Origin of the sequence: Plebeiibacterium marinum, assembly GCF_026013615.1 — a bacterium.
In the GTDB taxonomy this organism is placed as follows: Bacteria; Bacteroidota; Bacteroidia; order Bacteroidales; family Marinilabiliaceae; genus Saccharicrinis; species Saccharicrinis marinus_A.
This window is the reverse complement of record NZ_JAPDPI010000006.1, coordinates 110,479-124,020: the sequence shown is the minus strand read 5'-3', so window position 1 is coordinate 124,020 and position 13,542 is coordinate 110,479. Positions and strand designations below refer to the sequence as shown.

The window sequence follows — 13,542 nt, the reverse complement described above, 5'->3', positions numbered from 1 at the left end:
AAATATAATGATGAATTTTAATTGTCGTTCTATCTTACTCGAGTCTCTGCAAGAAAAGTCCGTTTTCTCCTCCGTATACCCTCTGGCTCTCACGTAGTTTCGCAGGCCACGCTCTTAAGTGAGAACAGCCCACCCTCATGGAGCAAAGGACTTCCCCGCTAAGGGACGAGAGTTGAGCGATAGGGTCTCCCCATAAAACAGGAGTTTTCTTGCTGACACTATTTAAATACAATAATATTAAAAAAACAGTTAACAGATAATTCCTGCAGTGACAAAAAAAAGTGTTAATTTTGCAATTCTTTAAAAAACAAAAATTAATGATGGATATACAATTATTAACAGCCATTTCTCCGGTTGATGGAAGATATAGAAATAAAGTTGATGGATTAGCGCTTTATTTTTCAGAATATGCCTTAATCAGATATAGGGTACTTGTTGAAATTGAGTATTTTATTACACTTTGTGAGCAGCCATTGCCACAGTTGGCAGATTTTGATAAGTCTTTATATGCAGATTTGCGAAAAATATATAAAGAGTTTGAATTGGAAGATGCTGACAGGATTAAAGAAATTGAAGGTGTTACCAATCATGATGTAAAGGCTGTTGAGTATTTTATCAAAGAGAAATTTGATGCTTTAAAGCTTGAAAAATATAAGGAGTTTATCCATTTCGGATTAACTTCCCAGGATATTAACAATACTGCTATTCCATATTCGTTAAGAGATGCAGTTAACGATATGTATTATCCTTTATTAGATGAATTGATTGACCAGTTGCAGGAACTTGCTGATGACTGGAAAGAAATTTCTATGTTGGCAAAAACCCATGGACAACCAGCTTCTCCAACTCGTTTGGGAAAAGAAATGATGGTGTTTATTGAACGATTAAAAACACAGTTGTCGTTGCTTAAAGGAATACCTTGTTCTGCTAAGTTTGGTGGTGCCACAGGAAACTTTAATGCTCATAAAGTAGCCTATCCTGAAATTAACTGGATTGATTTTGGTAATCATTTTGTGAATGATGTACTGAAATTAGATAGAGAGCAGTATACTACACAGATATCAAATTATGACAATTTAGGTGCTATCTTTGATAACCTGAAGCGCTTGAATACCATTATGCTTGATTTATCAAGGGACTTCTGGACCTACATAATGATGGAGTACTTCAAACAAAAGATTAAAAAGGGTGAGGTTGGTTCAAGTGCTATGCCACATAAAGTTAATCCTATCGACTTTGAAAATGCAGAAGGTAACCTGGGTATCGCCAATTCAATTTTTGAACATTTGTCGGCCAAACTACCTGTTTCAAGGTTGCAGCGAGATTTAACAGATTCAACTGTATTAAGAAATATAGGTGTACCTCTTGCTCATACGGTAATTGCAATTAAATCATTACAAAAAGGTTTAGGCAAATTATTGTTGAACAAAGAAGCAATTGACAGAGACCTGGAAGCTAACTGGGCAGTGGTGGCAGAAGCTATCCAAACTATTTTGCGCAGAGAAGCATATCCAAATCCATATGAAGCATTAAAAGCTTTGACGCGTACTAATGAGGGAATTAATGCAAAAACAATTGCAGAGTTTATTAATGGTTTGGATGTTTCTGAGGAAGTGAAGGAAGAACTTCGTTCTGTATCTCCTCACTCTTATACAGGAATGTAATCATTTCAGCATAAAAATTTTTGAAGTCAGCGTGCATAAAACTACTTTTGCAGCTGACTTTTTTTATGTCCTGAATCGAATGATGTTTTTTAGGATAAAGTGTATTTACAATGAAAGATTTTATAAAAATTCTCAGACGTTTTGTTCCTCCTTATAAGCGTCAATTAATTATTAGTATCATATCCAATCTCTTGCATGCCATTTTTTCGGGTGTTCAGATGCTTTTTATGATTCCTATTCTGGAGGTGCTGTTTGATACTGCAAATGAAATTACATCTTTGATGCCCTGGGAATTTTCAAAGGATGTTCTTCAGAATAATTTATATTATTATGTTACCGCGGTTAAGCATGAATACGGGGTGGTTGTTGTAATGCCTTTTATTGGTTTGTTGATGCTTTTAACAACCTTTTTAAAGGTGGGGTTTGCCTATTTTGCTTCGCATCAAATGGTTGGTATTCGAAATAATGTGGTAAAAGATATTCGAACTCAGATATTTGCTAAGCTAATGGCTTTGCCTTTGGCTTTTTATTCCGAAGAAAAAAAAGGGGATGTTATTGCAAGGGCTACCGGAGATGTTACTGAGGTAGAAAACTCTATCATGTCGTCAATTGATATGATGTTTAAAAATCCGATTATAATATTAGTGTCGGTGGGCTTTATGTTAGCCATGAGTTATCAGTTAACTATTTTTGTTTTTATAATGCTCCCCATTGCTGGCTGGATAATTGGTAAAACAGGAAAATCGTTAAAGCATAAGTCAAGGAAATCTCAAAATTTGATGGGGTCCATTCTTGGAGTAATAGAGGAATCTGTTGGGGGGTTAAGGATAATCAAAGCCTTTAATGCAGAAAACCGTATGGCTAAACGCTTTGAAAAGGAAGCAGAGGATTACCGCTTAATCATGAATAAAGTACGCAGAAGGTATGTGTTGGCCCATCCCATGAGTGAGTTTTTGGGTACCATTGTAATTGTTGTGTTGGTTTGGTTTGGTGCATATCTTATAACAGGCGACAACCCAACATTAACGGGTGCTATCTTTCTTGCTTATATAGGTATTTTTTATCAGATTATTAATCCTGCTAAGCAGTTTTCAACCGGTTTCTTTAATATACAGAAAGGGTTGGCTGCCATGGAGCGTATAGATAAAATTCTGTTGGCCGACAATAAGATATTGGAGCAGGATGGAGCCATCAGGGTTAATAGTTTTGAAAAGTGTATTGAGTATAAAAATGTAACATTCGGATACAACGAAAAGAAAGTGCTTAAGAATGTTTCCATGACTATTGAAAAAGGCAAGATGGTGGCCTTGGTGGGGCAATCAGGCTCCGGTAAAACTACTTTTGTAGATCTTTTGCCTCGCTTTCATGATATTCAGGAGGGGAGTATTTTAGTGGATGGAAAGGATATAAGAGATATAAAAGTGCATGATTTGCGTGGTTTAATGGGGAATGTAAATCAGGAAGCCATTCTTTTTAATGATACATTTTATAATAATATAGCTTTTGGTGTTGGGAATGCTACTCCTGAAGAAGTTGAAAATGCAGCTAAAGTTGCCAATGCCCATGAGTTTATTATGGCTACTGAAGATGGATATCAATCAAAAGTAGGAGATAGGGGAGGAAAACTTTCCGGTGGTCAGCGCCAACGTATTAGTATCGCTAGAGCGATTCTTAAAAATCCTGATATTTTGATCCTGGATGAAGCTACTTCTGCACTTGATACAGAATCAGAAAAGCTGGTTCAGGAGGCATTGGAGAATTTAATGAGTTCCCGGACTTCTATAGTGATAGCACATAGGCTGTCAACCGTTAGAAATGCTGATGTGATCTGTGTTTTTAATGAAGGAGAAATCGTTGAGCAAGGTACTCATGATGAACTTATAAAAAATGGCGGTACCTATAGCAAACTTCATGAGTTGCAGGTAAGATAAATAGGGAATATACTGGTAGCACGTAGCCAGGAGAACTGATCACAATACAGAATGTGGTCTGTGCGTAAAAAACGCTTGGTTCGCCTGGTTATGTATTTTTTATGCTTTAATAAATTTTAATGATTTTGATATTTTATGGTCTTGTATCTTTATTAAAAACATACCGTTAGGTATGTTTTTAATAGTGATTGATTGACCTTTGGTTTGTAACAGTTTAGTCCCAGACATACTATATACAATTAAGTTTGCATCAACTGATACACCTGTTACAAACAGTTCATTGGTAATCGGGTTAGGATATAACCCTATATCCGAAGTTGGAGTAACACTTAAAGCTGTAACGTCTTCTGCTATTGAAAATGAGATGTAATTTGTATTGAATTCCTGTGAATCGATATAGAATCGCATAATATGTTGGCCTGCAGATAAATTTACATTAACAGTTACATTCTGCCATGCTTGCCAGCCACCTGTGTTGGGTACCGTTTGTATACCGGAAATGTCAGTTCCGTCCATCTCAATATGAAAAGAACCACCGACAGGAGAAGCAACCCGGGCAGTCATTTCATAAGTGCCCGAAGTGGACACATCCACTGTATACTCAAGCCATTCGCCGGTAACTGACCAGTCAATGTTATACCCGCCTTCATCACATGCTTCAATATCTACACCATCTAAACGATATTCTCCAGTCCGATTGCTAACATCGGCATCGTGATATGCAACACCTTCACCTCCTTTGTCGTAATTTTCAATTTGAACGGTACCAGGTATTGCAATAACACCATTGTAAGGTGATTGTGTTGGAACGTCTTCTTCTATTACAATTGGCTGTCTTACATCTGCAGGAGATACCGTCTGGCTGCAATTTTCAAAATTAATATTCTCTGCATACCTGATGTAATATCCCCAGGCCGGTAGCATGCCAAAGACGTTGAATTCGGGATAATTCCCCATATATTCACCAGGTCTTCCTGGAATCATGGTTGCACCTCCTTTAAACGAATTAACACTAACATTATTAAATGTTACATCATTTACTTTATAAATAGTACCATCTGCATTAATTCCGCTGATACAACTGCCTATATTGTCATAAATATTTCTAAAATCTAAATTTGAAAATGTAATACCGGTCATACTTCCCGTTTTTGCCGGAGCACCGGCAGGTCTATGACCACGTTTTCCTGCAGAATGTAGTAGGAAAAAAGCGTTTGCAGAGGTGTGTAAGTTTATCCTGTCGAAGGTAATGTTAGAAAAGTCTGCACCATCCAATCCTTGCAGTGAAATGGCGCATAAACCACCTCTTCCAGATCCATTAATTGCAATATCCTGAAGCAAACAGTTTGTAAAAGCTCCATAAGTTAAAGTACCGAATTTTATTTTATTGCCTGTTGTACCATTTACTGTTACATTTTGAATGGTCATATTATTTATACCTCTTGTTGAACCGCTTTTGGGACAAATGGCGTCGTCCTGACATAAAATTGTGCTGTTAGTAATTGTTATATCCCGGGTATCACAAATATCAATTCCATCTTTATTTACTCCAAAAGTAGAAGTGTTAATGTTAATTCCATCCACTATTACTACATCACATTCCAAAATAACAAAGTCCCACATGGCGCTGTTTACAATATCAACGTTGGCAACCCTTACATTTTCTGAATAAGCTACATACAAAGCCATTGGCCTAAGAATTTCATCTTTGGTATGATCCCATATCGCGCAATCTCCATTGCCGTCAATTACACCACCACCTGCAATCGTTAAGTTGTGTGCTTCCTCTGCATAAACAAAGGCTTCTTTGAGTTCCCAGCCTCCACCGCCAAGAACACCTTCCAACCATACATTTGCATTATCCGCATGTTGAGTGATTGCAGGATACAAAGAATTATCCTGTATTCCCTTCAATACTGCGGTGTGATCAATCCATAAGGTCATATTGGATTTCAGTTTTATCTGACCCGACATAAATGTTCCTTCCGATAAAACTACAGAGCCACCATCAGAACACGCGTCTATGGCCGCTTGTATTGCCTTGGTATCATTTGTTATTCCATCTCCTTTAGCTCCATAATCTTTTACATTATATTGAGTTCCCGTAGCACTGCAAAGCCCATCATCACTCGAAACTGCAATGTTATCAATATTTGGGCCACCGCTTGAAGTATTTGCCTTGAGTCTAATGGTATTATATCCTGCATTTAGATGAACAGTAACTCTGCCAATCCAGTAATAATGCCAATCCCCAAAATGGGATGGAAACATCATGTCCTTAATCACAACACCGTTTACTGTTAATTCGCACTGACGGTTAGCTCCGCTTGCATTCGCATATTTAATCAATAGAGTATGATTTCCTGCGGTTTCACTATATATATTGTTCCATTCAACAAATGATTCGTTTCCTCCCATATCAAGATATCCTGATCCAACGTATGGGAAATTTGCTGTACCAACTGTACAGTCGGATGATTTATTGGTGTAGTTTTCACCCTCATAATAAGTGGTGCTGAAGTCTTTTGCTCCTTGAGCATTTATTGTTCCTAGCGAAACAATTAATAAAATTACTGTGGCGGACAGTTTAAATTTCATAATGTTTTTGTTTTGTATTAAAGTATAATTGTTAAAGTAGGGTAGTTATTACAGAAAGTTTATGTTCATCATTCCCTACATAATTAATTATATACAACAACAAGAGTAATATTACTCACTGCAAATAGAACTTTTTTATGCTTGATGTTCTAATCCGCTGTTCCTCAACCTGATCTAAGGAGTTGTTGCATAAAGTCTGTCCCATGATTATGAACGTGTAGAGTACTGCACTAGGAGGCGAGAGGTTTTTCGGTAGGTTTCTGGGCTATCGGCGATTTACCAGATTGTTGTGCGGTGCATTATTCGGGGTCAAGTACTAATTATTGTCTTTCAAGATAGTTTAGTACTTGTTCTTTGTAATTTCTGCCTATAGTAAATTGTCGCTCATCTATTTTAATATATGACGATGTGTAGTGTTCAATTTGATTGATATTAATAATGAAAGAACGGTGGATGCGTAAAAATATATCTGATGATAATTCCTTCTCCATACCTGATAGTGATTCGTAGCAAATGAGATTGCTCGTTGTTGTTTTAACTTTAATGTAATTATCTAAACCTTCGATATAAAGTATGGTTTCCGCAGGAATGTTATAATGCTTTTTATCTGCTTTAATGTGAATAATATCTTTTGTCCTGGTCTGTTGTGATTGTTCCAATGCAAGAAACTTATTGATACCCTTTAAAAACCTTCCGGTTGAAATAGGTTTAACAAGGTAATCAAGCGCATTAAGGTCAAAAGCATCAACAGCAAATTCCCTGTAGGCAGTAGTGAATATTACGTAAGGCTGATGGGGGAGGGCTTTTAAAAATTCAATTCCAGATATGGATGGCATATTAATATCTAAAAATAATAGATCAACACCTCCTTTGTTTAAAACAGACATAGCCTCAATAGGCTTTGTATACATTCCAACACACTCAAACTGATCACTGAAATTATCAAGATGTTCTTTTATTACTTTTATAGCCAATGGTTCATCGTCAATAATCAGGCACGTATATTTGTTTTTATGGGGCATTATCGTATAATCTTTAATTTAACGTCAAAAATGTTGTTGTTTGTTGATATTTGCAAATCATATCTGTTCAAATACAATAGCTCAAGTCTTTCGCGTACATTTTTAAGTCCTAAACCATTACTCTTTTTAGTTTTAGCCTCAGAAACTTTAATATTATGTATGTAGTTATTTATATTAAATTGTATTTTGGTTGCAGTAACCATTAGTTGCATTGTAATAAAATCGTTATTGGTTTGTTTTAGTCCGTGCTTAAAAGCATTTTCAACAAACGGGAATAACACCAATGGAGCAATTTTAATCCCGGTTAAATCCTCGGGGAAATCGGTTCTTACGTTAAAACTATCATCGTGCCGTATTTTTTCAAGTTCAATATAGTTGTTGATGAATTCTATTTCTTTGCTTAATGCTACCTTTTCCGTGTTGCATTTATAAAGCATATATTCCAGTAAGTCCGATAAGCGTACAATAACTTCTCTTGAAAGTGCAGTGCTTACATTTACCAGAGCATAAAGGTTATTCATCATGTTAAAGATAAAATGCGGGTGAATTTGTTCTTTAAGTAATTGTAACTGTACTTCTTTGAATTTTAATTCAAGCTGATTCTTTTCCTTCTCAATAATTAGTTTTTCTTCTTTTGATTGATAAGATTCTCTTGTAAAATAAAACATTGATGATACTAGTGCAATGATATAGGTACCGGTTAAAAGAATGATAACATCTTCCCTGGAAGGTAAAATGGTATTTTCAAAAGCAATGTTGCTATAAAAAGTAATTAAAAAGAGCGCAATGCTTATGAGCCATGACGAAATAATAATTAAAAAAAAGATAGAGTATATAAATAACCCTGTTTTACCTTTAAATAAGAACTTTGGAATTAAGACTTTATTGATGATTCTGGCGCTTGCAAAACTAATCAGTAATAGCAATATGGATACATTAGTGCGTATCTGAATATCATAATGCCTGTTACTAAAAACAAAAAACATAAATAAAGATGCTATGATCCAATAAATAATTTCCCAGATAGGAAAGGCACTTAAAACGGCAATGCCGTCTGCAAGCATTTGGCGGCCGATGGATTTTATGTTTTTGTTGTTAGCCATAGCTAACAAATATAAAAGGAAAATAGCTTGGATATTAAATATCACTCTTATTTTATGTCAATAACACGAATCTCACCCCGAATGACATAATTGCTATTTATTGTTTTAAATTTGTTGTTTGGGGTGGTAATTCTGTTGTTGCTATAAGATGTTTTTAAATATTATCATGAATATTTACAATTGTTCCATTATTAATTTAAAAATTTAAATCATGATAATTAGATTATTTTTTGAAGGTGGAGCATTTTTTATGTCTCTTGTGTACTCTATGTGGATACTTGCCATTGTACAGACAGTCCGTTTTATAATAATGTACCGAGGTAATAAAAAACCTCAAAAACTTAAAAGAACCAGCGATAGTATTTTGTTTTTTGGCAGTTTATCGTTTCTATTTGGGATAACCGGACAAATGATGGGTCTTATAGCAGCTTTTGATGCTGTTCAATGTATGGAAGCTGCCAGTATTAAACCGGGAATGCTGGCTGGTGGTTTAAAAGTAACTTTTATTGCCCCGCTTTTTGGTATCACATTTCTGATATTATCTGCTATTACCTGGTTTGTTCTCCGTAATTTAAAAAAATACCCCTCCAAAACAGAGTTTAAAAATCATTAAGAGGCTATTATTAGCAATAATAATTCAGTTTACATTTACTCTCCTTCTCTGTAACAACAGGGTGTAACCTCATTATTTTTAAAAAGTACTTCTGTTGTTACAGTGGTTCAAAAATTGTATTGTCTAAAATCAAATAGTATGAAACCCAAAATCACCATATTTATATTTCTATCATTTATTTTCTTACCCAGGAATATAATGTATTCGCAAAACACGGATTCCTTAAATCCGGATTTATCAGCCTGGATAGATTCATCATTTACAAAAGACCTTGATACGTACAGTATTGCAGGAGCTACCATAATAGTCATGCAAGGTGATTCTGTTCTTCATATGAACGGATATGGCATGGCTAATGTCGAATCCAATACGCCGGTGAATGCTAATACTTCAATTTTTGGAATAGCTTCTATTTCCAAAACATTTGTAGGTACAGCTGTTATGCAATTATATGAAAAAGGTAAGTTAGAGCTTGATCGGGATGTAAATAATTACCTCACAAGTTTTCAATTGGAGTATAAATTCAATGATTCTATAACTATAAGGAATCTTTTAACGCACACAGCTGGTTTTGATTATAATATTATTGGTATGTCAGTTCCGTCCAAAAGTGATATCATTCCTCTGACCCAATACTTACAAACACAATTACCACCGCAAATAAGACCTTCCGGAAAGGTGATAACGTATTCCAATCAGGGGTATGCTTTATTGGGGCTTATTGTTGAAGAAGTATCAGGCTTAACATTTTATGATTATGTGAGACAAAATATTTTGAATCCATTGGAAATGAATTCCAGTAGTTATAAACGAGAAACTAAGTTCGAAGAAAACTACGCTACAAGTTACGAGCTGAAAGGCGAACAGTTTACTCCGTTCAAGCCGGATTTCATACTTGGTTACCCGGCAGGTGGATTAGGTGCAACAGCTTCAGATATGGGAAACTATATTTCTATGTTTTTAAATAATGGTAGTTTTAAAGGTAGGCAAATTTTAGACCCGACATCTGTGGATAAAATGTTCTACTCTCCAGTTAAGCAATACGAAATGGCTGAATACGGATGGTTGCTTGGCTTTTACGAATTTCAATCCCAAAAAATTAAATATTATGGACATGACGGCTCATGGCAGGGGTTTCAAAGCAGGCTGGCACTGTTTCCCGATAAAAACATCGGTTTTTTTATTGATGTTAATTCTGAGAGTACCATTGGTAACAGTCGAAAGTTTATTCAAAATTTTACGGATAGCTTTGTAGAAAGAATGATGCCCCAAAGCATTATTGAAAAACAAAAGGCAGAAGTTACCCCTAAGCAGGGTTCTGTTGATGAACCATTGGGGAAGTTTAAAGGTAGGTATAGATCAACAGACTATTCACATAAAACTTTAGGTAAATTAGCTACTTTAATTGGGTTGGCTAATGAAATTACCATTGCTTCACAAGATAGCATACTTAAAATACCGGAATGGAACCTTGAATTGCAACCTGTATCCGATTTAACCTTCCATACAAAATACGGCCACTTTGCTTTTGATAGAGATGCTAAAGGAGATGTTTTTTATTTCTTTACTCAAATCTATTCGTACGAAAAATTAAAATGGTACGAATCCGTTACATTTCAGATGTATTGGATGGGAAGTATTATACATATTTTATTGATATACATTATTGCGAGTGCTGTACGTAAACTATTTAATCGCAACAAAAAAAGTCATCTTATTAAAAAACTTAACGTCTCTTTGTCCTTACTCATTGTTCTTTTTATGGCACTACTTGCTTATACTTTAACAAAAACAGAGCTTAACGAGTTTTTCTTTGGTGTCCCTTTGCTCCTTAAAATGACCTTGGTAATACCTTTTATCATTATCCCATTGGAGTGTGTTACCATTTATTCTTTGATAAAAGTTATTAGATATAAAGAACTGAGGACTTTGAACTTGGTTTATCAATCACTTATAACTATTGCGGTTGTGCTTTTTATTCCCTGGTTACAGTATTATAATTTAATTGGGTTTAATTATTAAGAATAGATTATTTGGGTTTTCTTAAATTGATTTTATAAATAATGTATGCATAGAACTGCCTGTACATAGTCTGTTATGTAATTATTTCTGTTTGCTCTGTCTTGCTATGGTATGGTATAACAAGCGTATGACAACGTACTTTTTTTGGGGGTGGGATTTTTAAAGCATATTCTAGCACCCTTTACCTACCCTTCTCCTATTCAACTCTGATACACGTCTGCCATTCGCCACATTTTTATCACAGGTTTAATGCAGGTTCTTCGCACCCTTATGGCAAAGAGCCTGCGATGAATCTGTGTTACTCCCGTGTAAAAGGGCGAACGTAGTCCGTAGCATTCCTATTGTTGATGCATTGAAAGTGCATAGCATTTGCATAGGTTATGCGAAGAAATGCGAAGAACATGCGAGGAAATGCGAAGAGGGTGCGAAGAAAACACACAAAAAGTGCAAAAAGCACTAAAGTTGGAATCCAAAATGGTCATTTTTAGCAAAAAGTGGAATTCTAAGCCATTATGGGGGTATAAAGAAATCAAAACCAAAACACCCGCAAATCACTAACTATTAATTACCAATATATTACAGTTGAAAAAAGTTACAGTAAAATTACTGTTATTTTCTTCTATATTAAGCTGGTTCTGTCTTTCTTAGCTTTAGCTTTGGTTTATTCAAAAGTCTAATAGAATCACGCACTTTGTCCCTTGTCTCGCTTTGTAAATAGGTTGGAATTAAGGTTTTTAGAGTAATCCCAAAAACCCTATGGATTATCACCAAATCCTTCATCGTAAATTGAGATATTCCATTTATTAATTCACTCATATATGATTTAGGATGCCCCAGAAGAATTCCTAAATCTTGCTGAGTCATATCAAACTCTTTTAATTTCTTTTTTATGCTTTCTTTGCGCTTCTTTATAAATTTTTCCTCATGATTTACAATCTCTTCTGCTTTATCAGATGATGCAATTTGGACATCATCTACTTTTTCAAAATCAGACCATTCTCTTGATTCATATTCTTTTATTAGATCTCTAAGCTTTTTTCTTAAAGGTTTTAATTCTGGACTCTCTTTGATCATGAGGCGCAACTTTCGCTCCATCATTGAAGCTTTTTGCAAATCATATTCATTCTCAAGACTTTCAATCCCTGCTATCTCTTTTATATTTACAATATCCTTCATAACGAAATTAATTAAATCCAACTATTATCTTTTAGCCATTTCTTAATGACATTTTTATTATTCTTAAACGTCTGGTCGTATTCATGATGATTTCCGGCCCACACGATAGTAGCTTCACCATCTTCTTCAAATTCAATCATAATCATTGTACGATGTATATTGATATTAAAAAAGTAAAATTCGCCTCCATAAATACAATCTGCATCTGGACGGCTTGCAATAAGAGCAAGAGGAGTTTCCCAAGCATTTTCTTCAATATCATCAATTAATTGCAGGATTGCTTTTACTAACTTGGTATTCCCCTTATTCTTCCGAATGAGTTTTATTAAAATGTTCTTGTTTACTATTTCCAAATCAATACATTTATTTCTCATCAAAGATACGAAATATTGTTCGGGTAATTTCAGAACTTATTGTAATATTTAACTTTAAATGAGCTGTTCCTTTATTTGAAGTTACTTGCCCATAGTGGTTTTGCGCTATGTGAAACTGTTGGGTCATTTTTATCCATAGGCAGGAAGTCCCGAATGGGCGGAGGTAAGGCTTCGAGCCATTAGCAGGTGATGCTTTTGCTACTGCAAAAACGTAGTGGTTGTCGGTGACGGTAGCAGTGAAGATCCTTTAGCTGATATGTATAATCAGCTGCACTCATCTTTAACTTCAAATACTAATTCGCTGTTTGTTATGATGTATGGAACCGCAAGATACTGCCTGTCCCGATATTGTCGGGAAGACCCGTGTGTACGTAGGTGTGAGAGGTCCTCCGGTAGGCTTTTAGCTTATCGGAGATCTACGATTGTGTTTTCGTGCTTCTTTTTATTTTTTCTTTAAATAGTTTCAGGTAAATTATATACAGTATCAATATGATTCGACATCTGATGAAGTTTCTTAAGATAATCATTTATGGTTTCCTCATATTCTATTTTATAATCTTCATGAAGTTTCTTTGTAACAACGTTAACTAATCGTTTCACAATTATAGCAACTTTCGTATCATATTGAGTAAAACAAGTTCCAAACATATTAGCATTCAATGAAAAAGGGATACTAAGAATATATAATAATAGGTCTGCTTCGTATAATTTATTTTTTGAAATTTTTGTAAATTCATTTATTCTTTTTATACATGCAGCTAACATATTTGCATTTCGTAGTTGTTCTGAAAATCCTTTATACCTTTTTTGTAATAAAATTTCTAAATCAACTTTAGTTGCCTCATATAATTCTTTTTCTCCAATTTTTTTATCAAGGTAGTTAACTAAAATAAAATCATATACTGATTTCTCTTTCGACGCAATTTTAATTACAATGTCTTGGAGTTCTTTGTAATCTAGTTTCCTAATTCTTTCCTTTGTTTCTTTATCTAGTCTTGGCATTGAGTCAGCATTTCTGTATAAAAATATTTGAATTCTA

The 13,542-nt window shown here is 34.9% G+C and carries 10 protein-coding genes; 4 read left to right on the top strand and 6 right to left on the bottom strand.

Features of this window, described 5'->3' with window-relative positions:
* The first annotated feature begins 317 nt into the window (after positions 1–317).
* Both purB and OM074_RS04825 read left to right on the top strand, forming a co-directional pair.
* The gene (gene purB, locus OM074_RS04830; RefSeq protein ID WP_301198162.1) at positions 318–1,664 is read left to right on the top strand and encodes an adenylosuccinate lyase; all 1,347 of its coding nucleotides are present in this window, start codon (positions 318–320) and stop codon (positions 1,662–1,664) included.
* A 110-nt stretch (positions 1,665–1,774) separates the two neighbouring features.
* Positions 1,775–3,595 (top strand): ABC transporter ATP-binding protein, encoded by a 1,821-nt coding sequence (locus tag OM074_RS04825; RefSeq protein ID WP_301198161.1) that lies wholly within the window; start codon positions 1,775–1,777, stop codon positions 3,593–3,595.
* A 99-nt stretch (positions 3,596–3,694) separates the two neighbouring features.
* On the opposite strand, the gene OM074_RS04820 is transcribed toward OM074_RS04825, so the two are convergent.
* The 3 genes from OM074_RS04820 to OM074_RS04810 all read right to left on the bottom strand — a co-directional run bounded on the left by OM074_RS04820 (position 3,695) and on the right by OM074_RS04810 (position 8,318).
* Entirely contained in the window at positions 3,695–6,193 is a 2,499-nt protein-coding gene (locus OM074_RS04820) for a carbohydrate-binding protein (protein ID WP_301198160.1), read from the bottom strand.
* Positions 6,194–6,513: 320 nt separating this feature from the next.
* Positions 6,514–7,215, bottom strand: coding sequence for a LytR/AlgR family response regulator transcription factor (locus tag OM074_RS04815; protein ID WP_301198159.1), 702 nt, complete (start codon positions 7,213–7,215; stop codon positions 6,514–6,516).
* Complete coding sequence (locus OM074_RS04810; RefSeq protein ID WP_301198158.1) at positions 7,215–8,318, bottom strand: sensor histidine kinase; 1,104 nt, start codon at positions 8,316–8,318, stop codon at positions 7,215–7,217. The genes OM074_RS04815 and OM074_RS04810 overlap by 1 nt, the downstream gene beginning before the upstream one ends.
* 211 nt (positions 8,319–8,529) lie before the next feature.
* Between OM074_RS04810 and OM074_RS04805 the strand changes: the two genes are divergently transcribed.
* Both OM074_RS04805 and OM074_RS04800 read left to right on the top strand, forming a co-directional pair.
* Positions 8,530–8,931 carry a MotA/TolQ/ExbB proton channel family protein gene (locus OM074_RS04805; RefSeq protein WP_301198157.1) on the top strand — a complete coding sequence of 134 codons (402 nt, stop codon included), beginning with the start codon at positions 8,530–8,532 and terminating at the stop codon, positions 8,929–8,931.
* A gap of 138 nt (positions 8,932–9,069) precedes the next feature.
* Positions 9,070–10,953: a serine hydrolase domain-containing protein gene (locus tag OM074_RS04800; protein WP_301198156.1), complete on the top strand. Its 1,884-nt coding sequence runs from the start codon at positions 9,070–9,072 to the stop codon at positions 10,951–10,953.
* Between the two features lie 624 nt (positions 10,954–11,577).
* Here OM074_RS04800 and OM074_RS04795 read toward each other — a convergent pair.
* The 3 genes from OM074_RS04795 to OM074_RS04785 form a co-directional block, all read right to left on the bottom strand.
* Complete coding sequence (locus OM074_RS04795; RefSeq protein WP_301198155.1) at positions 11,578–12,129, bottom strand: helix-turn-helix domain-containing protein; 552 nt, start codon at positions 12,127–12,129, stop codon at positions 11,578–11,580.
* 11 nt (positions 12,130–12,140) lie between these two features.
* Complete coding sequence (locus OM074_RS04790; protein WP_301198154.1) at positions 12,141–12,503, bottom strand: type II toxin-antitoxin system HigB family toxin; 363 nt, start codon at positions 12,501–12,503, stop codon at positions 12,141–12,143.
* Positions 12,504–12,956: 453 nt separating this feature from the next.
* Entirely contained in the window at positions 12,957–13,505 is a 549-nt protein-coding gene (locus OM074_RS04785; protein WP_301198153.1) for a hypothetical protein, read from the bottom strand.
* Positions 13,506–13,542: the final 37 nt, after the last annotated feature.